We start from the raw sequence: 24,672 nt of genomic DNA, 5'->3' as shown, positions 1-24,672 counted from the left end.
GCGTACCCGAATCGAGCTTCATCATGATCGAACATCGGCCTTTTCTTGCGCTGGGCGTGCTGCGGCGCGGCGGTGTCGACGCCCGCCGGCATTTCCGCGAGGGCGTCGACCCTGCGCTGCCCGGCCCGCTCTACGGATGGGACGACGTCGAATTCGCGCCGCACTCGGGCCTCGGCATGCAGGTTCACCGCGACGTCGAGATCGTCACATGGGTGCGTTCGGGCGCCATCACGCACGAGGACGACGCGGGCAATCGCGTGCGTCTGGTCGCCGATTCCGTCCATGTGACGAGTGCCGGCGCGGCGTTTCATCACGCCGAGCGCAACGAGGAAAACGTACCCGCGCGGCAGTTCCGGATCTGGCTGCGTCCGCGCACACCGGCCGGCACCGCGCGCTGCGCGACGCGCGTCTGTTCGCCCGGATGTCGCGACGGCCGATTCGTGACGGTGGCGAGCGGCGATCCAGACGATGTTCGCGCCGGCGCGCTGCCCCTTCACGCCGACGCACGTGTGCGTATCGCGATGCTGCGCGAAGGCACGACGATGCAGCACGGGTTGCCGCTACCGGGCGCCGCCTATCTGGTTGCGGATCACGGGCGGCTGGACGTCGGGCCGATCAGGCTGGCGCAACGCGACGGCATCGCCGTTCGCGATGAAACGTGGCTCGCGTTGCGGGCGCGAGACGACACGGAGGTCGTGATCGTCGAGCGCCTGCGCCAGGGCAGGCGCGCTGACAGGTGACATCGAGCGGCATCGCCTTCCAATCCGCACGGCATGAAAAAAGCCCGCCGAAGCGGGCAACCTCACGATGCGGAGGGGGAGATGCGAAAAACGCTTGCGGCGCGCGTTCAGCCTTTCGTCGCGCCGAACGTGAGCCCCGCGACGAAATGCTTCTGCATCGCGAAGAACATCGCGACCGACGGCAGCGCGGCGAGAATCGACCCGGCCGACACGAGATTCCACGACGTCGTCCATTGCCCCTTCAGCGCCGCGACGCCGGCGGTGATCGGCGCGGCCTCGTCGCCCTGCGTGAGACACAGCGCCCAGAAGTAGTCGTTCCACACGAACGTAAACACGAGAATCGCCAGCGCGGCCAGCGCGGGCCGGATCAGCGGCAGCACGATGCGCCAGAACACCGTCCATTCGCCCGCGCCTTCGATGCGCGCCGCCTCGATCAGCTCGAACGGCAACTGCTTGATGAAGTTGCGCAGGAACAGCGTGCAGAACCCGGTCTGGAACGCGACGTGAAACAGGATCAGCGCTTCGACCGTATTGAACACGCCGAGCCTCAGCGACAGGTCGCGCACCGGAATCATCAGCACCTGCACCGGCACGAAGTTGCCGGCGACGAACGTGCCGAACAGCGCGGTATTGCCGCGGAACCGGTAGGTCGCGAGCGCGAAGCCGGCCATCGCCGCGAGCGCGATCGAGCCGATCACGGACGGCACCGTGATCTGCACGCTGTTCCAGAAGTAATGCAGCATCGGCGACGTCGTCAGCGCGTCGTGGTAGTTCTCGACCATCGCGAAGCGGCGCGGCCAGCCCCAGTAGTGGCCTTCGACGAGTTCTTCGGTCGAGCGCACCGACGTGACGAACACGGCGATCATCGGCATCAGCCAGATCAGCAGCGCGACGGGCAGCGACAGCTTGTACAGCCGGCGCGAGACGGGCTTCCATTGGGCAACGGGCGTCGGAAACATGATGAAGCCTCTCTGGTGGGTCACTGCTCGTTGCGCAGCATGCGGCGCAACTGGAACACGATGTAGACGAGCATGATCGCGAACAGCACGGCGGCGATCGACGCGGAATAGCCCAGCCGGTAATACTTGATCGCCTGGTCGTACATGTAATACGCGAGCACGGTCGAACTCTCGAACGGGCCGCCGCTCGTCATCACCGAGATCAGGTCGAAGCTGCGCAGCGCGCCGATCACCGTGACGACGATCGCCATGAAGGTGGTCGGCCGCAGCTGCGGCAGCACGACGTGCCACAGCAGCGCGAAGCCGCGCGCGCCTTCCATCCGCGCGGCCTCGATCTGTTCCGGGTTGACCGACGTGAGGCCGGTCAGGTACAGGATCATGCAGTACGCCGTCTGCGGCCACAGCGCGGCGAACACGACGCCGAGCGTCGCGTAGCGTGCGTCGCCGAGTACCGGGATGCCGTGCCCGACGATCAACGCGAGCAGCCCGAAGGTCGGATCGTAGAACCACGAGAAGATCAGGCCGACGACCACGCCGGACAGCACGAACGGCGCGAAGAACAGCGATTTCACGAGGCGGATGCCGCCGACCGCCTGGTTCAGGTACAGCGCGAGCGCGAGGCCGAGCGGCGGCGCGAGCATGAAGAGCGCGAGCCAGATCACGTTGTTGCGCAGCGCCGTGTAGAAGGTCGGCGCCTGCACCAGTTCGGCATAGTTCGCGAGACCGACGAACGTGCGCTCGGTCATCCCGTCCCAGTTGTACAGGCTCAGCCACAGCGTCGACAGGATCGGCCAGATCACATAGACGGCCACCATCGCGCAGGCCGGCGCGAGAAACAGCCACGCGGCGCGCCGTTGCCGCCGCACGGCGGGCGACGGGCGGCGCGCGGGCAACGCGGCGGCGGATGTCCCGCGCGGCGGCGGCGCGGTGCCGGCGCGCGGGGGGGACGTGATCGGACTGGACACGGCAAGCCTCCTGAACGGACAGGGCGGCGCGCGGCCGCCGGTTGGGTCACGCGGTCACTTCTTGTAGATCCGCTTGCGGGTCTGTTCGAGTTGCGCGAGCACCGTATCGAGCTGCGCGGGATTCGCGACGAACTGCTGCATGCCTTTCATCCCTTCGTCGGCCATTTCCTTCGTCATGTCGCGGTCGTAGAACTGCGCGACGCCGCCCTTCGTGTCGGCGAGAATCCGGAACCCGATGCGCGAGACCGGATCGGCCGGCTCGGGCGACTTGCTGTTGGCCGACAGCGAGCCGAGCCCTTCCGCGAGCTTCGCGCCCATCTCGGGCGTTTCGACGAATGCGAGGAACGTGCGCGCATCGGCCTTGTTCTTCGCCTTGGTCGGGATGTGCAGCGATTCGACCGGGCCGTCCTCGGCGGTCGGCACCTTCGGGTCGATGATCGGGAAGCGGTAGTAGCCCATTTCCGGTTTCACGTTCGGCGGAAAGCCCGCCGCGATGAAGGTGCCCATCAGCATCATCGCGGCCTTGCCCTGGAACAGGAACGGCTGCGCGCCGTCGAGATCGTAGGACAGCGCGTTGTCGATGAAGTAGCCGGCGTCGATCAGCGACTTCCACGTCGTGTAGACCTTCTTCACGCGCGGGTCGGTGTACGGCACGTCGCCGGCCATCAGTTGCTGGTGGAACGCGTTGCCGTTCAGGCGCAGGTCGAGATAGTCGAACCAGCCGGCAAGCGTCCACGCGTCGCGGCCGCCGATCGCGACCGGCGTGATGCCGGCCGCCTTCAGCTTCTTGCACGCGTCGAGAAACTGGTCCCACGTCTTCGGCTCGTCGGCGATGCCGACCTTGCGGAACAGGTCCTTGCGGTAGAACAGCCCCCACGAGTAGTAGACGGTCGGCGCCGCATACTGCTTGCCGTTGTACGACGAGGCATCGCGCGTCGACGCGTACATCGCGCCCCAGCCGTTCTTGGTCCAGTCGCCGCTCAGGTCCTCGAACAGCCCGCGCTTCGCGTAGTACGCCATCCGCTCGCCCGCGTGCCAGTTCACGACGTCCGGCGCGACGGTCGTCAGCCACGCGGGGAGTTGCACCTTGTACGCTTCCTCGTCGACGAAGGTCGCCTTCACGTCGATGTCGGGATGCGCCTTGTGGAACGCGTCGAGCGTCGATTGCCAGACCGCGCGCTGGCTCGCGCCCTTGAACGCGATATTGATGGTCAGCGTGCCGGCATCGGCGGGCGCCGTCGTGCCGAGCGATGCGAACGCGACGGTGGCGGCCGCGGCGAGCCGGGCGGCGGCGCGAAGGGGGCGATGTGTCATGCGTGTCTCCATTCCAGTGTGTCGTCTTGTGCGTGACCGGCGCGTCGCGGCGCCGGTGGCGGGGGGCTACGAACGGCTTCGATACACGGCCACGTCCTGCGGCTCGACTTGCGCGGCGCCGAGCACGAACGCCGACGGCGGCACCGCATCGATCGTGTGCGGCGCGTTGCCGTAGTTGAAAACGTAGGTCAGGCCGCCGCGCCGGCTCACCCGCACGCCGTCGCCGAGCGGCGTCGGCGCGAGGCCCGCGTCGGTCGCGACGTCGGCGAACAGCTTCGCGGTGGTCGCGGCGTCGAACAGCGCGGCCCAGTAGTGCAGCGCGCCATGCGACACGCAGGCCGGATGACCGTCGGCGAAACGCGCATGCACGACGCTGCGCGTTTCGTCGTGGAGCTCGACGAAGTCGCGCCAGTGGCGCGCGTCGCCCGCGAGCGGCGAGCCGTCGCGCAACGTGCCGTCGATCCGCTCGGTCACGTTCGGCCGCAGCGATTCGACGCGCCACACGCGCACCGGCAGGATCGACGCGAGCGGGCCGGGCGGCAGCGTCGGCGGAATCTGCAGGTCGACGGTCTTCGAACCCGTACGCGGCCCGAATACCGCATGCGCGCCCGAGGCGGCGAGCCGTGCCGCGAAATCGTCCGGCACGACGGGCAGCGGCGGCACGACGACGAGGCGATAGCCGTCGAGCGGCGCGTGCGGCGACACGATGTCGACGTCGAGGCCGAGCGAGCGCAGCGCCGAGTAGTAGTCGAACGCGACACGCGGGTAGTGGAAATCGGCGCCTTGCGGCTGCACTTCGAACAGCCACTTCGCTTCATAGTCGAACACGAGCGCGACCGGGGCGCGCACCGTGCCGTTCGCGTCGGCATCGGCGCCGGCATCGAGCACGATGGCGATTTCGCGTGCGACGCGCTGCGCCTCGCGGCCGCCTTCGTCGAGCCGGTTGTCCGGCGTATTGAGGCCCGCATGCATCTGCTCCTGCGCGAACGGCGCCTGCCGCCAGCGGAAGTAGGACACGCAGCCGGCGCCATGCGCGAACGCTTCCCAGCTCCACAGGCGCACCATGCCCGGCAGCGGCGCGGGGTTCCACTGGGCCCAGTTCACGGGCCCCGGCTGCTGTTCCATCACCCAGAACGGCAGCTTCGACATCCCGCGATACAGATCGTGATTGAACGACGCGAAATCCGGATGGCCGGTGCGCAGCCAGCGCGCCTTCACGTCGGGCGCGAACCAGAGCTCCTCGAGCGCGCCGAGCGGGTAGCTGTCCCACGTCGCGATGTCGAGGTCGCGCGCCACCTCGTAGTGATCGAACTCGGTGAACAGCTGCATGAAGTTGTGCGCGACCGGCCGGCCCGGCGAATGCGCGCGGATCACGTCGACCTGCATCCGGTGATAGCGCGCGACTTCGTCGGATGCGAAGCGCCGGTAATCGAGACGATGCGACGGATGGGCTTCGGTCACGGTGCCGACGGGCGCGTCGATTTCGTCGAAATGGCGATACTCCATGCTCCAGAACACGGTGCCCCATGCGCGGTTCAGCGCGTCGATCGTGCCGTAGCGCGCCTTCAGCCACGCACGGAAGCGCGCGAGCGCGGCCGGCGAGTAGCTGACGACGGTCTGGTGGCAGCCGAGTTCGTTGTCGGTCTGCCAGTGGCGCACGGCGGGATGGCGGCCGTAGCGTTCGGCGACGGCCGTGCAGATCTGCCGCGACGCTTCCAGATAGGTCGGCGACGAGAAGTCGTAGTGGCGGCGCGAGCCGAACGCGCGCGGCCGGCCGTCGGCACCGATCGCTAGGATGTCGGGATGGCGGTCGACCAGCCATTTCGGCGGCGTCGCGGTCGGCGTGCACATCACGATCTCGAGGCCGGCCGCGCCGAGCACGTCGACCGCGCGGTCGAGCCAGCCCCAGTCGTATTCGCCCGGCGACGGCTCGATGCGGCTCCACGCGAATTCGGCGATCCGCACCTGCTCGATGCCGAGCGCTTTCATCCGGCGGGCGTCATCGGCCCACATCGATTCCGGCCAGTGTTCCGGGTAGTAGCAGACTCCGAGGCGCATGCCGATCCTTATGCGTAGTGGTGGACGTGGACGTCGGCGCACGCGGGCACCGCGCGGCCGTCTTCGGTGAAGAGATGGCAGGCCGCGGCCGGCGCATGCAGGTGCACGCGCTCGCCGGTGCGCACCTGCGCGTCGCCGGGCACCTTCGCGATCAGCGGTGCGCCGCCGGGCCCGTCGAGGTGCACGTAGGTCTGTTCGCCGAGGCGTTCGACGAGCGCGACGTCGCGCGCGAGCGTCGTGGCGTCGAGCGCGACGCCGAGCGTCAGGTGTTCGGGGCGAATGCCGAGCGTCACGGCGGCGCCGGCGCCAAGTGCCGAGCCGTCGCGCGGCAGCGCGAAGGTCTCGCCGGACGGCACGAGCGTGACGGTCGTGCGATGCGCGTCGCACGCGGTCACGACGGCCGGCAGGAAGTTCATGCGCGGCGACCCGATGAAACCCGCGACGAAGCGGCTGGCCGGATGGTGGTAGAGGTCGAGCGGCGCGCCGACCTGCGCGATGCTGCCGTGCTGCGCGGTATCCGCGCCGGCGTGCAGCAGCACGATCTTGTCGGCGAGCGTCATCGCTTCGGTCTGGTCGTGCGTCACGTAGACGACGCTCGCGCGTTCGAACTGCCGGTGCAGCCGCGCGATCTCGATGCGGGTCTGGCCGCGCAGCGCCGCGTCGAGATTCGACAGCGGTTCGTCGAACAGGAACACGCCGGGCTCGCGCACGATCGCGCGGCCGATCGCGACGCGCTGCCGCTGGCCGCCGGACAGCGCCTTCGGCTTGCGGTCGAGCAGCGTGTCGAGCTGCAGGATGCGCGCGGCGTCGCGCACCTTGCGGTCGATCTCGGCTTTCGGCACCCGTGCGAGCTTCAGCCCGAACGCCATGTTCTCGTACACCGTCATGTGCGGAAACAGCGCGTAGCTCTGGAACACCATCGCGACGCCGCGCTCGGCGGCCGGCACGTCGTCGACGCGGCGGCCGTCGATCGACAGTTCGCCCGCGCTCAGGTCCTCGAGCCCGGCGATCATGCGCAGCAGCGTCGACTTGCCGCAACCGGACGGCCCGAGGAACACGCAGAACTCGTGCGCACCGATCTCCAGATCGACGTCGCGTATCACCGGTGCGTGATCGCCGTAGGCTTTCTGCACGCGCCGCATCGAGATGCTCGCCATTGTCTCCGCTCCATGTTTTAATGCGCCGTATTGCATGATTAAGCGCTTAATCATCGCGATCAAAAAAAGGGGCGATGCGATCGCGTCCGAGTCGCGCCCGTCGGGCGGCGGCAAGGTGTGCGGCGATAGTGCGCCGCTTCGGTAAGCGAAGCAAATATTGGATCGACGTCTCATATAGTGAGCAAACGATGGCAACCCTGGATGAAGTGGCGCGTCGCGCCGGCGTGACGGCCGCGACGGTGTCGAACGTGCTGCGCGGCCGCGGCCGGGTGGGCGAGGCGACGCGGGCGCGCGTGCTGGAAGCCGTCGAGGCGCTCGGGTACCGGCCGCATCTCGCCGCGCGGGCGCTGGCGGAAGGGCGCGCGCCGACGGTCGCGCTGATGGTGTCGAGCATCGCGAACCCGTTCTACCCGGAATTCGCGCTGGCGGTCGAACGGGCGGTGCGCCGCAACGGGCAGTTCCTGATCGTCTGCAATACGAATGAGGATCCGTTGCAGGGGCGCGCGTATCTCGACCAGATCGCCGGCACGATCTCGGAAGGGATTCTCGTGACCAACGCGAACCTGCACCTGCCGGATCTGCTCGACGTCGCGCGGCGCGGCGTGCCGGTCGTGCTGTGCCTGTGGGAGCGGCCCGAGGCGCCGCCCGACGGCCTGCCGTGCGTGGCGATCGATTTCCGCGAGGCGGGACGGATCGCGACACGGCATCTGCTCGAACTCGGCCACCGGCGGATTGGCGTGATCGTCGGCGGGTCGGCAAGCGGCGTGCAGGCGGCGCGCTACGACGGGTTCGTCGACGTGATGCGCGAGGCCGGGCTCGACGCGTCGGTCGTCGCGGCCGAGCCCGATTCGATCGAAGGCGGCGTGCGCGCGGCGGGGCGGCTGCTCGATGCGCATCCGCGCCTGACCGCGCTGGTGGCCACCAACGACCTGCCGGCGATCGGCGCGATGCATGCGGCGGCCGACCGTGGCAGGCGCGTGCCCGACGATCTGTCGATCGTCGGGATGACCGACATTCATCTGGCCAGCGACACGCGCCCGACGCTGACGACCGTCGCGATCCCGACTGCCGAGGCGGCCGGCCTCGCGGTCGAACTGCTCAATACATTGCGCGAGGCGGGCGGATGGAGCGACGAGGCGCCGCGCATGCGTGTCGCGTCGTTGCCGAAACTGAGGGTGCGCGGCACGACCGGGCAGGCGCCGCGCGCGGCATAGCGCGGGGCGAACCGGCGCGCACCGGTCTCAAGCGCCTTCGACGAGCCGCATCACGATGCGTCTCGCCGACTCGAGATGCGCGACCGTCATCGAGCGTGCCGCCCGCGCATCGCGTGCGCGGCACGCCTGCAGAATCGCTTCGTGCTCGACCTGGAACGACGGCGTATCGGCGAGCAGCGTCGTCTGCAGGCGCTCGTAACGTTCGACCTGGCTGCGCAGTTCGGCAATCGACTTCAGCTGCCGCGCATTGCCGCAACCCGCATACAGCAACGCGTGGAATTCGCGATTCAGTTCGCCCTGCCGGCGCGGCACGCTCGCGTCGCCGAGCAGGCGATGCACGAGTTCGGCGCGCGCGAGCGTCTCGTCGTCCAGACGTTTCACGCTCCGATAGATCGCGTCGCCTTCGAGCAGCACGCGAAGATCGTAGATGTCCTGCACGTCGGACGCACTCAGCATCCGCACGACGGCGCCGCGATTCCTGAAGATATCCAGCAATCCTTCGCGTTCCAGCCGCTGGATCGCCTCGCGCATCGGAATCCGGCTGATGCCGAACCGTTCGGCGAGATCGCGCTCGACCAGCCGTTCGCCGGCCGAAAGCTCGCCGTTGATGATCATGTCGCGCAGCGACGCTGCGACCGCGTCCGCCGTGGAGTCGAGTTTGGCTTCCATGCCTGCGTGTTTCGTCGATTTGGAATAATGGTATACCAAATGGCCATCCAGTGCCACAATGGCGGCCAGGCAGGCGGATGCTGCAAAACGGCATCCGACACGGTCGAGGCAACCGACATCAATGGAGAGCGAGATGGCAGCAGGCGAGCACAAATATCGCGTCGCGGTGGAGTGGACGGGCAATCGCGGCACCGGCACGTCGGGGTATCGCGAGTACGGGCGCGATCACGTGATCCGGGCGGGCTCGAAGCCGGATATTCCCGGTTCGTCGGATCCGGCGTTCCGCGGCGACGCGTCGCGCTGGAACCCCGAAGACCTGCTGCTCGCGTCGGCATCGGCGTGCCACAAGCTCTGGTATCTGCATCTGTGTTCCGAGGCCGGCATTCGCGTGCTGGCCTATGCCGACAACGCCGAAGGCACGATGCTCGACGGCGCCGGGGAAGGCCGTTTCACCGAAATCGTGCTGCGCCCGCATGTGACCATCCAGGCCGGCGACGATCGTGAACTGGCCGGGCATCTGCATCACGATGCGCATGCGAAGTGCTATATAGCTAACTCGGTCAATTTCCCGATCCGCTGCGAACCGGTGATCGAGTTCGCCGCGGCGTAGGGAACCCCCGCCGCATCGTCACGGCGCGACGCCGTACACCTCCCGCGCAGCCGCGCGAATCGCGTCCGCCATCACCGCGACGGCCGGCGAATGGAGCCGGTCGGTGCGCGTGATGATCCCGAAATCGTCCATCCGGCAATCCATTTCCAGCGGCAGCACCGTGACGATCCCGTGCCGCGCGTAGTAGTGCGCGACGTCCTCGGCCAGCACCGCGATCATGTCGCTCTGTTCGAGCAACTGCGTGATGAACAGCAGCGCCGCCGTCTCGACGAGGTTCGCGGGCGGCGCAAGGCTCGCGCGCTGGAACACGAGCTCGAAGCGGTGACGCAGCACGCTGCCGGCCGGCGGCACGACCCACGCGGCGCGCTGCACGTCGGCGAGCGACAGCGGCGCGTGTGCGAGCAGCGGGTGGCCGGGCCGCACGACGGCGGCCACCGACTCGCCGGTCAGCGGCTCGTAGCGCAGGCGCAGCTTGTCGTGTTCGGCGGAGAGCCGGCCGAGCACGATGTCGATCTTTTCCTGCGCGAGATGTTCGAGCAGCACGTTGCTGGTGTCGATCTCGACCGACACGTGCAGGCCCGCATGCGTGCCCTTCACCGCGGCGACGGCCGGCGGCACGAGCCGCAGCCCGGGCGACGTGATCGCGCCGACCGCCACGTGGCCGAGATGGCCGGCCTTCAGCGCGGCCAGCTCCTCGTGCGCCTGGTCGAGGCTGCCGAGCGCCGCGCGCGCATGGCGGATCAGCGCGTCGCCGTAGAGCGTCGGCCGCATCCCGCGCGGCAGCCGCTCGAACAGCACCGCGCCGATCGATTCCTCGAGTTCGCGCAGCAGCTTCGACGCGGCCGGCTGCGTCATGTTCAGCGCGGCCGCCGCGCGATGAATGCTGCCTTCGTCGGCGAGCGCGACGACCAGCAGGAGCTGGCGCGTCTTCAGGCGGCCGCGGTTTCCCCACGGACTGGCTTCGGGCATCGTACGGGTTTATATCGATATTGGAATTGATATCGTAATCGCCAAAAACGTCATTAGCCAGTTATCAAAATTCTGCCTAGACTGCGCCGGTATCCCGTCACCACAGGACTGACGATGTCGGCAACAAAACCCAGGCTGCGCTCCGCGCAATGGTTCGGCACGAACGACAAGAACGGCTTCATGTACCGGAGCTGGATGAAGAACCAGGGCATTCCCGATCACGAGTTCGACGGCCGGCCGATCATCGGCATCTGCAACACGTGGTCCGAACTGACGCCGTGCAACGCGCACTTCCGCAAGCTCGCCGAGCACGTGAAGCGCGGGATCTCCGAGGCGGGCGGCTTCCCGGTCGAGTTCCCGGTGTTCTCGAACGGCGAATCGAACCTGCGGCCGTCGGCGATGCTCACGCGCAACCTCGCGTCGATGGACGTCGAGGAGGCGATCCGCGGCAACCCGATCGACGCGGTCGTGCTGCTCGCCGGCTGCGACAAGACGACGCCCGCGCTGCTGATGGGCGCGGCGAGCTGCGACGTGCCGGCGATCGTCGTGTCGGGTGGCCCGATGCTGAACGGCAAGCTGGAAGGCAAGAACATCGGGTCGGGCACGGCCGTATGGCAGCTGCACGAAGCGCTGAAGGCCGGCGAGATCGACCTCCATCACTTCCTGTCGGCCGAAGCCGGCATGTCGCGCTCGGCCGGCACCTGCAACACGATGGGCACCGCGTCGACGATGGCGTGCATGGCCGAGGCGCTCGGCGTCGCGCTGCCGCACAACGCGGCGATTCCGGCCGTCGATTCGCGTCGCTACGTGCTCGCGCACATGTCGGGCATCCGCATTGTCGAGATGGCGCTCGAAGGGCTCGTGCTGTCGAAGGTGCTGACGCGCGCGGCGTTCGAGAACGCGATTCGCGCGAACGCGGCGATCGGCGGCTCGACCAATGCGGTGATCCACCTGAAGGCGATCGCGGGCCGCATCGGCGTGCCGCTCGAACTGGAAGACTGGATGCGCATCGGCCGCGACACGCCGACGATCGTCGACCTGATGCCGTCGGGGCGCTTCCTGATGGAGGAGTTCTATTACGCGGGCGGCCTGCCGGCCGTGCTGCGCCGCCTCGGCGAAGGCGGGCTGCTGCCGCATCCGGACGCGCTGACGGTGAACGGCAAGTCGCTGTGGGACAACGTGCGCGAAGCGCCGAACTACGACGACGAAGTGATCCGCCCGCTCGACCGGCCGCTGATCGAGGACGGCGGCATCCGCATCCTGCGCGGCAACCTCGCGCCGCGCGGCGCGGTGCTGAAACCGTCGGCGGCGAGCCCCGAACTGCTCAAGCATCGCGGCCGCGCGGTGGTGTTCGAGAACCTCGACCACTACAAGGCGACGATCAACGACGAAGCGCTCGACATCGATGCGAGCTCGGTGATGGTGCTGAAGAACTGCGGGCCGCGCGGTTATCCGGGCATGGCCGAGGTCGGCAACATGGGACTGCCGCCGAAGCTGCTACGCCAGGGCGTGAAGGACATGGTGCGGATTTCCGATGCGCGGATGAGCGGCACCGCATACGGCACGGTCGTGCTGCACGTCGCGCCGGAAGCGGCCGCCGGCGGGCCGCTCGCGGCGGTGCGCAACGGCGACTGGATCGAGCTCGACTGCGAGGCCGGCACGCTGCATCTCGACATTCCGGACGACGAACTGCAGCGCCGCCTGTCGGACGTCGATCCGACCGCCGCGCCGGGCGTGGCCGGCCAGCTCGGCAAGGGCGGTTACGCGCGGCTGTATATCGATCACGTGCTGCAGGCCGACGAGGGGTGCGACCTCGACTTCCTGGTCGGCACGCGCGGCGCGGACGTGCCGAGCCATTCGCATTGAGCGGCAGGCGGCGCGACGTGCGCCGCCGGTTGCGGACCTTCCCGGTCCGCGCTTCGTGAAACCGTGAACGCAAGACGGCCGGTCGCTACCAGGGCCGGCGCAGGACGCGAAACATGACATCGAGCAGCACGCCGCGTTACCGCGGCATCTTCCCCGTCGTCCCGACGACGTTTACCGATACCGGCGAGCTCGACCTCGCGAGCCAGAAGCGTGCGGTCGACTTCATGATCGATGCCGGCTCCGACGGGCTGTGCATCCTCGCGAACTTCTCCGAGCAGTTCGCGATCACCGACGACGAACGCGACGTGCTCACGCGCACGATCCTCGAACACGCCGCGGGCCGCGTGCCGGTGATCGTCACGACGTCGCACTACAGCACGCAGGTGTGCGCGGCACGCAGCCTGCGCGCGCGGCAGCTCGGCGCGGCGATGGTGATGACGATGCCGCCGTATCACGGCGCGACGTTCCGCGTGCCGGAAGCGCAGATCTTCGACTTCTATGCGCGCGTGTCCGACGCGATCTCGATCCCGATCATGATCCAGGACGCGCCCGCGAGCGGCACCGCGCTGTCCGCACCATTCCTCGCGCGGATGGCGCGCGAGATCGAGCAGGTCGCGTACTTCAAGATCGAGACGCCGGGCGCGGCGAACAAGCTGCGCGAGCTGATCCGGCTCGGCGGCGACGCGGTCGAGGGGCCGTGGGACGGCGAGGAGGCGATCACGCTGCTGGCCGATCTTCACGCGGGCGCGACCGGCGCGATGACGGGCGGCGGCTTTCCGGACGGCATCCGGCCGATCCTCGAAGCCTTCCGCGAAGGGCGGCACGACGACGCGTTCGCGCATTACCAGACATGGCTGCCGCTGATCAATCACGAGAACCGCCAGTCCGGGATCCTCACCGCGAAGGCGCTGATGCGCGAAGGCGGCGTGATCGCGTGCGAGCGGCCGCGGCATCCGATGCCGGAACTGCACCCGGACACGCGCGCGGAACTGCTCGCGATCGCGCGGCGGCTCGATCCGCTCGTGCTGCGCTGGGCGCACTGAGCGATTCGCGAAGGAGACACGCACGATGAGTGATCGGATTTCGCTGGGCGTCGTCGGGATCGGCAAGATCGCGCGCGACCAGCATCTGCCGGCGATTGCCGCCGAACCGGGCTTTGCGTTGACCGCGTGCGCGAGCCGCCACGCGGAAGTCGCGGGCGTCCGCAACTATCAGGACCTGCGCGCGCTGCTGGCCGCCGAGCGCGAGCTCGACGCCGTGTCGCTGTGCGCGCCGCCCCAGGTGCGCTACGCACAGGCCCGCGCCGCGCTCGAAGCCGGCAAGCACGTGATGCTCGAGAAACCGCCGGGCGCGACGCTCGGCGAAGTGGCCGCGCTGGACGCGCTCGCGCGCGAACGCGGCCTCACGCTGTTCGCGACCTGGCATTCGCGCTGCGCGAGCGCGGTCGAGCCCGCGCGCGCATGGCTCGCGACGCGCACGATCCGCGCGGTGCAGGTGCGCTGGAAGGAGGACGTGCGGCGCTGGCATCCGGGGCAGCAGTGGATCTGGGAGCCGGGCGGCCTCGGCGTGTTCGACCCCGGCATCAACGCGCTGTCGATCGTCACGCGGATCCTGCCGCGCGAGCTCGTGCTGCGCGAGGCGACGCTGTTCGTGCCGAGCGACGTGCAGACGCCGATCGCGGCCGACCTCGACTGCGCGGATACCGACGGCGTGCCGGTACGCGCGGAATTCGACTGGCGGCACGGCCCCGTCGAGCAATGGGAGATCGCGGTCGACACGGCCGACGGCGTGCTCGCGATCAGCCGCGGCGGCGCGCAATTGTCGATCGCGGGCGAGCCGGTCGAGATCGGGCCGGAACGCGAGTATCCGGCGCTGTATGCGCACTTCCATGCATTGATCGCGCGCGGCGAAAGCGACGTCGACGTGCGGCCGCTGCGGCTCGTCGCCGACGCCTTCCTGTTCGGCCGGCGCGTGCAGACCGACGCGTTCGGCCGCTGAACCCGCGCGCGTCGGCACGACGCGCGTCCGACGAATCTTTACGGCACACATCACGGCACCCGCCGATACCAAGGAGACATCCCATGAACCGCACGACTCACACGATTCGCCGACATACCCTGCGCGCGCTCCTCGCCGCGCTCTGCATCGCGCCGCTCGGCATGCAGGGCGCCGCGCGCGCCGACGCGCCGCTGAAGATCGGTTTCCTCGTGAAGATGCCCGAGCAGGCGTGGTTCATCAACGAGCAGAACGCGGCGTCCGCGCTCGGCCAGAAGGAGAACTTCTCGGTCGTGAAGATCGGCACGCCGGACGGCGAGAAGGTGCTGGCCGCGATCGACAACCTCGGCTCGCAAGGCGCGCAGGGCTTCGTGATCTGCGCGCCGGACGTGCGTCTCGGGCCGGCGATCGCGTCGCGCGCGAAGCGCTACAACATGAAGTTCGTGACGGTCGACGACCAGCTCGTCGATTCGAGCGGCAAGCCGCTGCCGAACGTGCCGCACCTCGGGATGTCCGCGACCAAGATCGGCAACCAGGTCGGCCAGGCGATCGCCGACGAGATGAAGCGGCGCGGCTGGAAGCCCGAGGAAGTCGGCGCGCTGCGGATCACCAACTACGAACTGCCGACCGCGAAGCTGCGCACCGACGGCGCGACGCAGGCGCTGCTCGCGAACGGCTTCCGCAAGGAGAACATCTTCGATGCGCCGCAGAAGACGACCGACGACGAAGGCGGCTTCAGCGCGGCGGCGCCGGTGCTCGCACGCCATCCGAACGTGAAGAAATGGGTCGTCTACGCGCTGAACGAGGAAACCGTGCTCGGCGCGGTGCGCGCGACCGAGCAGCTGCACATCCCGGCGGCCGACGTGATCGGCGTCGGCATCAACGGCGCGGGCGAGGCGTTCGCCGAATTCCAGAAGAAGGAGCCGACCGGTTTCTACGGGACGATCGCGGTCAGCTCGACCAACCACGGCAAGGACAGCACGCAGAACCTCGTCGACTGGATCCGCAACGGCAAGACGCCGCCGGCCGACACGCAGACGAGCGGCAAGCTGATGACGCGTGCGAACTGGCAGGCCGTGCGCGCCGAACTCGGTATCTGAGCGGGCGAGGCGAGAACGCGATGACGATGCAGACGATGACGGCCGTGCCCGGCCACGACGCCGAAGCGGGCACGCCGCCGGACGGCCCGCTGCTCGCGCTCGACGGCATCACCGTGACGTTCCCGGGCGTACGTGCGCTCGATGCGGTGTCGCTGTCGGTGCGCGCGGGCGAAGTGCACGGGCTGATGGGCGAGAACGGCGCGGGCAAGTCGACGCTGCTGAAGGTGCTGTCCGGCGTGAACCAGCCGCAGGCCGGCACGCTGACGCTGAACGGCACCGTCCAGCGCTTCGCGTCGACGCGCGCGGCGCTCGAGGCCGGCATCGCGATCATCTACCAGGAGCTGCATCTGGTGCCCGAGCTGACGGTCGCGGAGAACCTGATGCTCGGGCAATTGCCGAGCCGGCTCGGCGTGGTCGACGAGCGCACGCTCGCCGCGCGCGCGCTCGATGCGCTGGAGCGGCTCGGCGAGCGCATCGACCCGGGCATTCCGGTGAAGTATCTGTCGATCGGTCAGCGGCAGATGATCGAGATCGGCAAGGCGCTGATGCGCGATGCGCGCGTGATCGCGTTCGACGAGCCGACGAGTTCGCTGTCCGCGCGCGAAACCACGCAACTGTTCCGGATCATCCGTGCGCTGCGCGCGGAAGGGCGCGCGATCATCTACGTCACGCACCGGATGGAAGAGGTATACGAGCTGTGCGACCGCGTGACCGTGTTTCGCGACGGCCGCCGCATCGACACGTTCGATTCCGTCGCCGATCTCGACCGCGACCGGCTGATCGGCTGCATGGTCGGCCGCGCGATCGAGGACGTCTACGGCTATCGCCCGCGCACGGCCGGCGACGTGCTGATCGAGGCGAAAGGGCTGGCGGGGCCCGGCCTGGCGGAACCCGTGTCGTTTACCGCGCGGCGCGGCGAGATCGTCGGCTTCTTCGGGCTCGTCGGCGCGGGCCGCTCGGAGCTGATGAAGCTGCTGTACGGCGCGGTGCGCCCGAGCGCGGGGCACGTCGAGCTGAACGGGAAACGCGTCGCATTCGGGAGCCCGCGCGACGCGGTGCGCGCCGGCATCGCGCTGTGCCCGGAAGACCGCAAGCAGGAAGGCATCGTCGCGATCGCGTCGGTGGCCGACAACCTGAACATCAGCGCGCGCCGCCATTTCAGCCCGGCACGCGTGCTGCTCGACGGGCGGCGCGAGCGCGAGCTTGCACAAAGCTACATCGAGCGGCTCGCGATCAAGACCCGCGACGGCGACACGCCGATCGGCGCGCTGTCGGGCGGCAACCAGCAGAAGGTCGTGCTCGCGCGCTGGCTGGCCGAGCGCATCGACGTGTTCCTGATGGACGAGCCGACGCGCGGCATCGACGTCGGCGCGCGCGCGGAAATCTACAACCTGTTCTACGAACTCGCGGAAGCGGGCCGCACGGTGATCCTCGTGTCGAGCGATCTGGCCGAGGTGATCGGCGTGTCGGACCGCATCGTCGTGATGAAGGAAGGACGGATCGCGGGCGAGGTCGCGAAGGCGCATGCGACGCCCGACACGCTGATCAAGCTCGCGCTGCCGCGCTAGCGGCGAGCAGTCAACCGGAAAGCAACCGATATGAGCCAGGCAATGCAACCCCAACGCACTTCCCCGTCCCCCGATGCCGCCGCCGTGCCCGCACGCGCGCGCGGCGGCGTGTGGCAACTGATCAACCGCTCCGGCATCGTGATGGTGTTTCTCGTGCTGTTCGCGGTGCTGTCGTTGACCGTGCCGGACTTTCTCACGCCGCGCAACATCCAGGGCCTCCTGCTGTCGGTCACGCTGATCGGTTCGATCGCGGTGACGATGATGTTCGTGCTCGCGCTCGGCGAGGTCGACCTGTCGGTCGCGTCGATCGTCGCGTTTTCCGGCGTCGTCGCGTCGACGCTGATCACCGCGACGCACAGCGTCGTGCTCGGTATCGCGGCCGGCGTGCTCGCGGGCGGCGCGGTCGGGCTCGTGAACGGCGTGCTGATCGCGCGCTACAGGATCAATTCGCTGATCGTCACGCTCGCGATGATGGAAGTCGTGCGCGGGCTCGCGTTCATCACGTCGAACGGCGACGCGGTGATGATCTCCGAGGAGCGCTTCTTCGATCTCGGCGGCGGGTCGTTCCTCGGCATCTCGTATCCGATCTGGAGCAACATCGTCGGTTTCGTCGTGTTCGGCTTCCTGCTGCGCAAGACGGTGTTCGGCAAGAACGTGCTGGCCGTCGGCGGCAACGGCGAGGCCGCGCTGCTCGCGGGGCTGCCGGTGATGCGCATCAAGATCACGGTGTTCGTGCTGCAGGGGCTCGTGACCGGCTTCGCCGGCGTGATGCTCGCGTCGCGCATGAGCCTCGGCGACCCGAAGACGTCGGTCGGCCTCGAACTCGGCGTGATTTCCGCGTGCGTGCTCGGCGGCGTGTCGCTGACGGGCGGCGTCGCGACGATCTCCGGCGTGCTGGTCGGCGTGCTGATCATGGGCGCGGTGCAGGATGCGATGAGCCTGCTGAACGTGCCGACCTTTTACCAATATCTGATACGCGGCGGAATTCTGTTGCTCGCGGTGCTGTTCGACCAGTATCGTCGCAACCAGCGGCGCGCGATGAAGATCTGACCGGCAGCGCGGCCGCCCGCGAACGCGACGGTCATTCGCGACAGATATCGGGAGACGGCATGCAACAGACTCATCCGGCCGCGCACGCGACGCTGCTGGCAGACACCCGCAACACGCTCGGCGAAGGCGCGACGTGGTGCGACAAGGCCCGCGCGCTGTACTGGGTGGACATCGAAGGCGCGCAACTGTGGCGCTGCCGCGCGGACGGCACCGACCTCACGCCGTGGGCGATGCCCGAGCGGCTCGCGTGCTTCGCGCTGACCGACGATCCGGACGTGCTGCTCGTCGGGCTCGCCACGCATCTCGCGTTCTTCGACCTGCGCAGCGGCGCGTTCACGCGGATCGTCGACGTCGAGCCCGATCTGCCGACGCGCCTGAACGACGGGCGCTGCGATCCGTCCGGCGCGTTCGTGTTCGGGATGAAGGACGAAGGCGCCGAGCCGCCGCGCGCGGTCGGCGGGTTCTACCGGCTCAATGCGGACCTCACGCTCGAACGGCTCGCGTTGCCGCCGGCCGCGATCGCGAACAGCATCGCGTTTTCGCCGGACGGCTCGACGATGTACTTCTGCGATTCGCTGGTGCGCGAGATTTTCGCGTGCGATTACCGTGCGGGCGGCGACGTTGCGAACGTGCGGCCGTTCGCGCGGCTGACCGATGCGGACGGCGACCCGGACGGCTCGACGACCGATCGCGACGGCGGGCTGTGGAACGCGCAGTGGGGCGGCCGGCGGGTGGTGCGCTACGGGCCGGACGGGATCGAGACCGATCGCGTCGACGTGCCGACCGCGCAGCCGAGCTGCGTCGCCATCGACGGTGAAGGCCGGTTGTACGTGACGAGCGCACGCGTCGGGCTCGGCGACGATGCGCTGGCGAACGATGCCGCCGCCGGCGGCGTATTCGTCGCCCGCACCCGCTACGCGGGGCTGCCGACCGCGCGGTTCGCGGGCAAGCCCGCGAACTGAGCGCGCCGGTGCGGCGGGTGCGGGCGGCGGCGCGGTCGGTCGGGCCGCCACGCGCTGCCGGCCGCCGTCACGGCCGGACGGGTCACGACTGCCGCGCGGCCTGCAGCCCCAGCAACGCGACCGCGTTGTCTTTCAGAATCAGCGAATGCACGTCGGGCCGGAAGCCGGCGCCCTGAAAATCCTCGAGCCAGCGGTCCGGCCGGATCAGCGGAAAATCGGACGCGAACAGCACCTTGTGCCTGAGCAGCGTGTTCGCGTATTTCACCAGCTCGGGCGAGAAGTACTTCGGCGACCATCCCGACAGGTCGATGTAGACGTTCGGCTTGTGCAGCGCGATCGACAGCGCCTGCTCCTGCCATGGCCATGAAGGGTGCGCGATCACGATCTTCATGTCCGGGAAGTCGACCGCGACGTCGTCGAGGTGAATCGGTTCGGAATACTTCAGACGCAGCCCGCCGCCGCCGCGCATCCCCGATCCCATCCCCGAATGCCCGCTGTGGAATACGGCCGGCAATCCGTATTCCGCGATCACCTCGTAGATCGGATAGGCGAGCCTGTCGTTCGGGAAGCATCCCTGCATCGTCGGGTGGAACTTGAAGCCCTTCACGCCGTGCTCGTCGATCAGGCGGCGCGCCTCGCGCGCGCCGAAGCGGCCCTTGTGCGGGTCGATGCTCGCGAACGCGATCATCACGTCGGCGTTGTCCCGCGCGAATTGCGCGATTTCCTCGTTCGGAATGCGCCGCCGGCCGATGTTCGTCTCGCAGTCGACGGTGAACATCACGAAGCCGATCCGGCGCTCGCGGTAATACGCGATCGTCTCCGGAATGGTCGGCCGACGGCCTTGCTTCAGCACGGTGCCGAAGTACTTGTCGGCCGCGTCGTCGAATGCCTTCGCGAACAGGTCCGGCGGCTGGCAGCACGACACTTCAGCATGCACGTGCGTGTCGATGGCGATCAGGTTGTCGATGTCCAAGCGTGTCTCCTCATGTCGTGATTCGTCGGCCGGCACGGCGCGAAATCGGCTGTCCGGGCCCGTTTAGGGGTTTGTCCGGAGCCGCTTCCATTCTACTTTACATATCAGGTTACCTGATAGTAAATTGGTCGCGAGTCGCACAGGGCGGCATTGTCATTGGAGAACGAAAATGGGTTACGAAGGGCGCTGGAAAACGGTGAAGGTCGAGGTCGAGGGCGGGATCGCATGGGTGACGCTGAACCGTCCGGACAAGCGCAACGCGATGAGCCCGACGCTGAACGCGGAGATGATCGACGTGCTGGAGGCGATCGAACTCGATGCCGAGGCGCAGGTGCTCGTGCTGACCGGCGAGGGCGACGCCTGGACGGCCGGGATGGACCTGAAGGAATATTTCCGCGAAGTCGACGCGGGCCCGGAAATCCTGCAGGAAAAGATTCGCCGCGACGCGAGCCGCTGGCAGTGGCAATTGCTGCGCATGTATGCGAAGCCGACGATCGCGATGGTCAACGGCTGGTGCTTCGGCGGCGGCTTCTCGCCGCTCGTCGCGTGCGACCTCGCGATCGCGGCCGACGAAGCGGTGTTCGGCCTGTCGGAAATCAACTGGGGCATCCCGCCGGGCAACCTCGTCAGCAAGGCGATGGCCGACACCGTGGGCCATCGCCAGGCGCTCTACTACATCATGACCGGCGACACCTTCACCGGCCCGCAGGCCGCGCAGATGGGGCTCGTCAACAAGAGCGTGCCGCGCGCGCAGCTGCGCGACGAGGTGCGCGCGCTGGCCGCGAAGCTGCTCGACAAGAACCCGGTCGTGATCCGTAACGCGAAGCACGGCTTCAAGCGTTGCCGCGAGCTGACCTGGGAGCAGAACGAAGACTACCTGTACGCGAAGCTCGACCAGGCGAACTACCGCGATCCGGAAGGCGGGCGCGAGCAGGGCCTCAAGCAGTTCCTCGACGACAAGAGCATCAAGCCGGGCCTGCAGGCGTACAAGCGCTGACGCGCGCCGCCGCACGCAACCGGATCCGAGTGGAGACACGGAAATGCACGAAGTGAGTTTGTTGATCGACGGCGTGTCGCGCGGCGCGTCGGACGGCGGGACCTTCGACCGGATCGATCCGGCGACGGGACAGGTGGCGTCGCGCGCCGCCGCGGCGACGCTTGCCGACGCGGACGCCGCGGTCGCGGCAGCGGCGCGCGCATTCCCCGCGTGGGCCGCGCTCGCGCCGACCGAGCGCCGTCGGCGGCTGCTCGCGGCGGCCGACCGGATGGACGCGCGCGCGGGCGAATTCATCGAAACCGGCCGCGCGGAAACCGGTGCGATGGCGAACTGGTACGGCTTCAACGTGATGCTCGCGGCGAACATGCTGCGCGAGGCGGCCGCGATGACCACGCAGATCGACGGCGCGGTGATCCCGTCGGACGTGCCCGGCAGCCTCGCGATGGCCGTGCGCCAGCCGTGCGGTGTCGTGCTCGGGATCGCGCCGTGGAATGCGCCGGTGATTCTCGCGACCCGTGCGCTCGCGATGCCGCTCGCCTGCGGCAACACGGTGGTGCTGAAGGCGTCGGAGGGGTGTCCGGGCGTGCACCGGCTGATCGGCAGCGTGCTGCACGACGCAGGGCTCGGCGACGGCGTGGTCAACGTGATCACGCATGCGCCGCGGGACGCGCCGGCGATCGTCGAGCGGCTGATCGCGAACCCGGCGGTGCGCCGCGTGAACTTCACCGGTTCGACACGCGTCGGCCGCATCGTCGCGACGCTCGCCGCGCAGCACCTGAAACCGGCGCTGCTTGAACTCGGCGGCAAGGCGCCGGTGCTCGTGCTCGACGACGCCGATCTCGACGCGGCGGTCGAGGCGGTCGCGTTCGGCGCGTTCTTCAACCAGGGGCAGATCTGCATGTCGACCGAGCGCGTGATCGTCGATCGCAAGGTTGCCGATGCGTTCGTCGAACGGCTCGTCGCGAAGGCACGCACGCTGAAGGCCGGCAACCCGGCCGCGCCGGGCGTCGTGCTGGGCACGCTCGAAAGCGCGGCCGCCGCGCGGCGGATCGCGGCGATGGTGGACGACGCGCGCGCGCACGGCGCCGCGCTGCCGCTCGGCTGTGAAGTCGACGGCGCGGTGATGCAGCCGACGATCGTCGACGGTGTCACGCGCGACATGCAGCTGTATGCGGACGAATCGTTCGGGCCGGTGGTGACCGTGCAGCGCGTCGACGGCGACGCCGCCGCGCTCGCGGCCGCGAACGACAGCGAGTACGGGCTGTCGGCGGCGGTGTTCAGCCGCGATATCGCGCGCGCGATGCAGGTCGCGAAGCAGATCGAATCGGGCATCTGCCACATCAACGGGCCGACGGTGCACGACGAGGCGCAGATGCCGTTCGGCGGCGTGAAGGCAAGCGGCTACGGGCGGTTCGGCAGCAAGGCGTCGATCGCCGAGTTTACCGACCTGCGCTGGATCACGGTCCAGACCACGCCGCGTCACTACCCGATCTGAGCAGTCCCGGGCGCCGCGGCGCCCCCGTTAAGACAACGACACAATGAAGTCTCCGCCCGGCGCGCGTACGCGCGCGGGGCGGAACCGACCGGAGACAGAACTTGGATGCGGATCCGACCCAACTGCGCGACGCGGCTGCCGCACAGCGCGTTCCCGCCGGCTATCGCCCCGTGGCGATCGGCACGGCACCGCCGGAGATCGTGCAACGCGACGGCTGCTGGACCTTGCGCGCGACGACCCCGCTCGGCGCGTACCCGCACCGGCTGACCGACCGGCTCGCGAGCGGCGCGCGCGCGCATCCGGACCGCTGGCTGGTCGCGCGGCGCGGGCCCGACGGTACGTGGATCGGCATCACGTATGCGCAGATGCTCGAGCGCGCCCGCGCGATCGGCCAGGCGCTGCTCGATCGCGGGCTGTCGGCCGAGCGGCCCGTCGCGATCCTGTCGGGCAACGACCTCGAACATCTGCAACTCGCGTTCGGCGCGATGTGGGCCGGCATTCCGCATGCGCCGCTGTCGCCCGCGTATTCGCTCGTGTCGAGCGATTACGGCAAGCTGCGCCACGCGCTCGCCGTGCTCACGCCGGGGCTGGTCTTCGCGTCGGACGGCGCGGCGTTTCGTGCCGCGCTCGACGCGGCGGTGCCGCCTGATGTCGAGCGCGTGGTCGTGTCGGCACCCGACGGGATGGACGGCGTCACGCGTTTCTCGTCGCTGCTCGACACGACACCGGGCAGCGTCGATGCCGCGCACGGTGCGATCACCGGCGACACGATCGCGAAATTCCTGTTCACGTCGGGGTCGACACGGCTGCCCAAGGCGGTGCCGACCACGCACCGGATGCTGTGCAGCAACCAGCAGATGCTGCTCGAGACGTTTCCGCAGTTCGGTCTGGAGCCGCCGGTACTGGTCGACTGGCTGCCGTGGAATCACACGTTCGGCGGCAGCCATAACGTCGGCATCGCGCTGTACAACGGCGGCACGCTGTACATCGACGACGGCAAGCCGGTCGCCGGCAAGTTCGGCGAGACGCTGCGCAACCTGCGCGACATCGCGCCCACCGTGTATTTCAACGTGCCGAAGGGCTGGGAAGAGCTGACCGCGGCGCTCGAGACGGATGCCGCGCTGCGCGAAACCTTCTTCTCGCGCGTGAAGATGTATTTCTTCGCGGGCGCCGGACTGTCGCAGGCCGCGTGGGACCGGCTCGAGCGCGTGACGCTCGCGCACTGCGGCGAGCGCATCCGGATCATGGCGGGCCTCGGGATGACCGAGGCCGCGCCATCGTGCATGTTCACCACCGGGCCGATGTCGGGAGCCGGCTACATCGGCCTGCCCGCGCCCGGCTGCGACGCGAAGCTGGTGCCGGTCGACGGCAAGCTCGAGGCGCGCTTTCGCGGGCCGAACGTGATGGCCGGTTATTGGCGCGCGAGCGGCGACGACGCGCGCGAGGTATTCGACGAGGAGGGCTACTACCGCAGCGGCGATGCCGTGCGTTTCGTCGATCCCGCGCGACCGGAGATCGGCCTGATGTTCGACGGGCGCATCGCGGAGGATTTCAAACTGTCGTCCGGCACCTTCGTGAGCGTCGGGCCCATGCGCGCGCGGATCGTATCGAACGGCGCGCCGTACGTGCAGGACGCGGTCGTCACGGGGATGAACCGCGACGACGTCGGCGTGATGATCTTCCCGCGCATCGACGATTGCCGTCGCCTGGCCGGCGCGGCACCGGATGCCGATGTGCGCACCGTCCTGCAGGCGCCCGCGGTGCGGGCGTTCTTCGCGGACCTGCTCGAGCGCCTGAACCGCGACGCGACCGGCAGCGCGACGTTCGTCACGCGGCTGTGCGTGCTCGATACGCCGCCTTCGCTCGATCTCGGCGAAGTCACCGACAAGGGCTCGATCAACCAGCGTGCGGTGCTCATGCACCGTGCGGCGGTGGTCGACGGGATGTACGAGCCGGGCGCGGCCGACGCGGGCGTGATCGTCGCCGGCACGGCGTACCGGGCATGAGGTGC

The 24,672-nt window shown here is 68.8% G+C and carries 21 protein-coding genes; 13 read left to right on the top strand and 8 right to left on the bottom strand.

Annotation, left to right across the window (positions count from 1 at the left end):
- The first annotated feature begins 23 nt into the window (after positions 1-23).
- The gene (locus AC0KUR_RS12855) at positions 24-740 is read left to right on the top strand and encodes a pirin family protein (RefSeq protein WP_034187582.1); all 717 of its coding nucleotides are present in this window, start codon (positions 24-26) and stop codon (positions 738-740) included.
- Between the two features lie 107 nt (positions 741-847).
- Here AC0KUR_RS12855 and AC0KUR_RS12850 read toward each other — a convergent pair whose 3' ends face one another.
- The 5 genes from AC0KUR_RS12850 to AC0KUR_RS12830 form a co-directional block, all read right to left on the bottom strand.
- Complete coding sequence (locus AC0KUR_RS12850; protein WP_473376048.1) at positions 848-1,699, bottom strand: carbohydrate ABC transporter permease; 852 nt, start codon at positions 1,697-1,699, stop codon at positions 848-850.
- Between the two features lie 20 nt (positions 1,700-1,719).
- Positions 1,720-2,664 carry a carbohydrate ABC transporter permease gene (locus tag AC0KUR_RS12845; RefSeq protein WP_473375980.1) on the bottom strand — a complete coding sequence of 315 codons (945 nt, stop codon included), beginning with the start codon at positions 2,662-2,664 and terminating at the stop codon, positions 1,720-1,722.
- Positions 2,665-2,718: 54 nt separating this feature from the next.
- On the bottom strand, positions 2,719-3,978 hold the full coding sequence (locus AC0KUR_RS12840) for an ABC transporter substrate-binding protein (RefSeq protein WP_473375979.1): 1,260 nt from the start codon (positions 3,976-3,978) through the stop codon (positions 2,719-2,721).
- Between the two features lie 66 nt (positions 3,979-4,044).
- Positions 4,045-6,036, bottom strand: coding sequence for a beta-galactosidase (locus tag AC0KUR_RS12835; RefSeq protein WP_473375978.1), 1,992 nt, complete (start codon positions 6,034-6,036; stop codon positions 4,045-4,047).
- An 8-nt stretch (positions 6,037-6,044) separates the two neighbouring features.
- Positions 6,045-7,193, bottom strand: a complete 1,149-nt coding sequence (locus AC0KUR_RS12830) for an ABC transporter ATP-binding protein (protein WP_034187587.1) — start codon at positions 7,191-7,193, stop codon at positions 6,045-6,047.
- Between the two features lie 188 nt (positions 7,194-7,381).
- Between AC0KUR_RS12830 and AC0KUR_RS12825 the strand changes: the two genes are divergently transcribed.
- Positions 7,382-8,407 (top strand): LacI family DNA-binding transcriptional regulator, encoded by a 1,026-nt coding sequence (locus tag AC0KUR_RS12825; protein ID WP_034187588.1) that lies wholly within the window; start codon positions 7,382-7,384, stop codon positions 8,405-8,407.
- 27 nt (positions 8,408-8,434) lie between these two features.
- Here the strand turns inward: AC0KUR_RS12825 and AC0KUR_RS12820 are convergent, their stop codons facing one another.
- A complete protein-coding gene (locus AC0KUR_RS12820) occupies positions 8,435-9,076 on the bottom strand; it encodes a GntR family transcriptional regulator (RefSeq protein WP_049031899.1) in 642 nt (213 codons plus the stop codon).
- A 133-nt stretch (positions 9,077-9,209) separates the two neighbouring features.
- Between AC0KUR_RS12820 and AC0KUR_RS12815 the strand changes: the two genes are divergently transcribed.
- Positions 9,210-9,686 (top strand): OsmC family protein, encoded by a 477-nt coding sequence (locus AC0KUR_RS12815; RefSeq protein ID WP_124608478.1) that lies wholly within the window; start codon positions 9,210-9,212, stop codon positions 9,684-9,686.
- Between the two features lie 18 nt (positions 9,687-9,704).
- Here AC0KUR_RS12815 and AC0KUR_RS12810 read toward each other — a convergent pair whose 3' ends face one another.
- A complete protein-coding gene (locus AC0KUR_RS12810) occupies positions 9,705-10,655 on the bottom strand; it encodes a LysR family transcriptional regulator (RefSeq protein WP_034187591.1) in 951 nt (316 codons plus the stop codon).
- A 114-nt stretch (positions 10,656-10,769) separates the two neighbouring features.
- Here AC0KUR_RS12810 and AC0KUR_RS12805 point away from each other — a divergent pair, with 114 nt between their 5' ends.
- The 7 genes from AC0KUR_RS12805 to AC0KUR_RS12775 all read left to right on the top strand — a co-directional run bounded on the left by AC0KUR_RS12805 (position 10,770) and on the right by AC0KUR_RS12775 (position 19,196).
- On the top strand, positions 10,770-12,521 hold the full coding sequence (locus AC0KUR_RS12805) for an IlvD/Edd family dehydratase (protein ID WP_034187592.1): 1,752 nt from the start codon (positions 10,770-10,772) through the stop codon (positions 12,519-12,521).
- Between the two features lie 113 nt (positions 12,522-12,634).
- Complete coding sequence (locus tag AC0KUR_RS12800) at positions 12,635-13,564, top strand: dihydrodipicolinate synthase family protein (protein ID WP_473375977.1); 930 nt, start codon at positions 12,635-12,637, stop codon at positions 13,562-13,564.
- 25 nt (positions 13,565-13,589) lie between these two features.
- Positions 13,590-14,519: a Gfo/Idh/MocA family protein gene (locus AC0KUR_RS12795; RefSeq protein WP_034187594.1), complete on the top strand. Its 930-nt coding sequence runs from the start codon at positions 13,590-13,592 to the stop codon at positions 14,517-14,519.
- Positions 14,520-14,602: 83 nt separating this feature from the next.
- A complete protein-coding gene (locus AC0KUR_RS12790) occupies positions 14,603-15,616 on the top strand; it encodes an arabinose ABC transporter substrate-binding protein (protein WP_034187595.1) in 1,014 nt (337 codons plus the stop codon).
- A 20-nt stretch (positions 15,617-15,636) separates the two neighbouring features.
- Complete coding sequence (gene araG / locus AC0KUR_RS12785) at positions 15,637-17,184, top strand: L-arabinose ABC transporter ATP-binding protein AraG (RefSeq protein WP_034187596.1); 1,548 nt, start codon at positions 15,637-15,639, stop codon at positions 17,182-17,184.
- A gap of 30 nt (positions 17,185-17,214) precedes the next feature.
- Positions 17,215-18,234 carry an L-arabinose ABC transporter permease AraH gene (gene araH / locus AC0KUR_RS12780; protein WP_034187597.1) on the top strand — a complete coding sequence of 340 codons (1,020 nt, stop codon included), beginning with the start codon at positions 17,215-17,217 and terminating at the stop codon, positions 18,232-18,234.
- A gap of 59 nt (positions 18,235-18,293) precedes the next feature.
- Positions 18,294-19,196, top strand: coding sequence for an SMP-30/gluconolactonase/LRE family protein (locus AC0KUR_RS12775; RefSeq protein WP_473375976.1), 903 nt, complete (start codon positions 18,294-18,296; stop codon positions 19,194-19,196).
- 82 nt (positions 19,197-19,278) lie between these two features.
- Here the strand turns inward: AC0KUR_RS12775 and AC0KUR_RS12770 are convergent, their stop codons facing one another.
- Positions 19,279-20,169: an amidohydrolase family protein gene (locus AC0KUR_RS12770; RefSeq protein WP_034187599.1), complete on the bottom strand. Its 891-nt coding sequence runs from the start codon at positions 20,167-20,169 to the stop codon at positions 19,279-19,281.
- A 169-nt stretch (positions 20,170-20,338) separates the two neighbouring features.
- On the opposite strand from AC0KUR_RS12770, the gene AC0KUR_RS12765 reads away from it, so the two are divergent.
- From AC0KUR_RS12765 to AC0KUR_RS12755, 3 genes are all read left to right on the top strand, one after another.
- Positions 20,339-21,166, top strand: coding sequence for a p-hydroxycinnamoyl CoA hydratase/lyase (locus AC0KUR_RS12765; protein WP_021163522.1), 828 nt, complete (start codon positions 20,339-20,341; stop codon positions 21,164-21,166).
- 43 nt (positions 21,167-21,209) lie between these two features.
- Positions 21,210-22,661 (top strand): aldehyde dehydrogenase, encoded by a 1,452-nt coding sequence (locus AC0KUR_RS12760; RefSeq protein WP_034187600.1) that lies wholly within the window; start codon positions 21,210-21,212, stop codon positions 22,659-22,661.
- 101 nt (positions 22,662-22,762) lie between these two features.
- Positions 22,763-24,667: a feruloyl-CoA synthase gene (locus tag AC0KUR_RS12755; protein ID WP_059559209.1), complete on the top strand. Its 1,905-nt coding sequence runs from the start codon at positions 22,763-22,765 to the stop codon at positions 24,665-24,667.
- Positions 24,668-24,672: the final 5 nt, after the last annotated feature.

The organism is Burkholderia sp. YHN3-13 (assembly GCF_055810675.1).
Note: the sequence above shows the minus strand (reverse complement) of the source record. Positions and strands in the feature narration are given on the sequence as shown.

What these genes read in the sequence shown, in the direction of transcription:
- AC0KUR_RS12855 (WP_034187582.1), top strand. Translation starts at nt 24, where the DNA reads ATGATCGAACATCGGCCTTTTCTTGCGCTGGGCGTGCTGCGGCGCGGC.
- AC0KUR_RS12850 (WP_473376048.1), bottom strand. Translation starts at nt 1,699, where the DNA reads ATGTTTCCGACGCCCGTTGCCCAATGGAAGCCCGTCTCGCGCCGGCTG.
- AC0KUR_RS12840 (WP_473375979.1), bottom strand. Translation starts at nt 3,978, where the DNA reads ATGACACATCGCCCCCTTCGCGCCGCCGCCCGGCTCGCCGCGGCCGCC.
- AC0KUR_RS12835 (WP_473375978.1), bottom strand. Translation starts at nt 6,036, where the DNA reads ATGCGCCTCGGAGTCTGCTACTACCCGGAACACTGGCCGGAATCGATG.
- AC0KUR_RS12830 (WP_034187587.1), bottom strand. Translation starts at nt 7,193, where the DNA reads ATGGCGAGCATCTCGATGCGGCGCGTGCAGAAAGCCTACGGCGATCAC.
- AC0KUR_RS12825 (WP_034187588.1), top strand. Translation starts at nt 7,382, where the DNA reads ATGGCAACCCTGGATGAAGTGGCGCGTCGCGCCGGCGTGACGGCCGCG.
- AC0KUR_RS12820 (WP_049031899.1), bottom strand. Translation starts at nt 9,076, where the DNA reads ATGGAAGCCAAACTCGACTCCACGGCGGACGCGGTCGCAGCGTCGCTG.
- AC0KUR_RS12815 (WP_124608478.1), top strand. Translation starts at nt 9,210, where the DNA reads ATGGCAGCAGGCGAGCACAAATATCGCGTCGCGGTGGAGTGGACGGGC.
- AC0KUR_RS12810 (WP_034187591.1), bottom strand. Translation starts at nt 10,655, where the DNA reads ATGCCCGAAGCCAGTCCGTGGGGAAACCGCGGCCGCCTGAAGACGCGC.
- AC0KUR_RS12805 (WP_034187592.1), top strand. Translation starts at nt 10,770, where the DNA reads ATGTCGGCAACAAAACCCAGGCTGCGCTCCGCGCAATGGTTCGGCACG.
- AC0KUR_RS12800 (WP_473375977.1), top strand. Translation starts at nt 12,635, where the DNA reads ATGACATCGAGCAGCACGCCGCGTTACCGCGGCATCTTCCCCGTCGTC.
- AC0KUR_RS12795 (WP_034187594.1), top strand. Translation starts at nt 13,590, where the DNA reads ATGAGTGATCGGATTTCGCTGGGCGTCGTCGGGATCGGCAAGATCGCG.
- AC0KUR_RS12790 (WP_034187595.1), top strand. Translation starts at nt 14,603, where the DNA reads ATGAACCGCACGACTCACACGATTCGCCGACATACCCTGCGCGCGCTC.
- araG (WP_034187596.1), top strand. Translation starts at nt 15,637, where the DNA reads ATGACGATGCAGACGATGACGGCCGTGCCCGGCCACGACGCCGAAGCG.
- araH (WP_034187597.1), top strand. Translation starts at nt 17,215, where the DNA reads ATGAGCCAGGCAATGCAACCCCAACGCACTTCCCCGTCCCCCGATGCC.
- AC0KUR_RS12775 (WP_473375976.1), top strand. Translation starts at nt 18,294, where the DNA reads ATGCAACAGACTCATCCGGCCGCGCACGCGACGCTGCTGGCAGACACC.
- AC0KUR_RS12765 (WP_021163522.1), top strand. Translation starts at nt 20,339, where the DNA reads ATGGGTTACGAAGGGCGCTGGAAAACGGTGAAGGTCGAGGTCGAGGGC.
- AC0KUR_RS12760 (WP_034187600.1), top strand. Translation starts at nt 21,210, where the DNA reads ATGCACGAAGTGAGTTTGTTGATCGACGGCGTGTCGCGCGGCGCGTCG.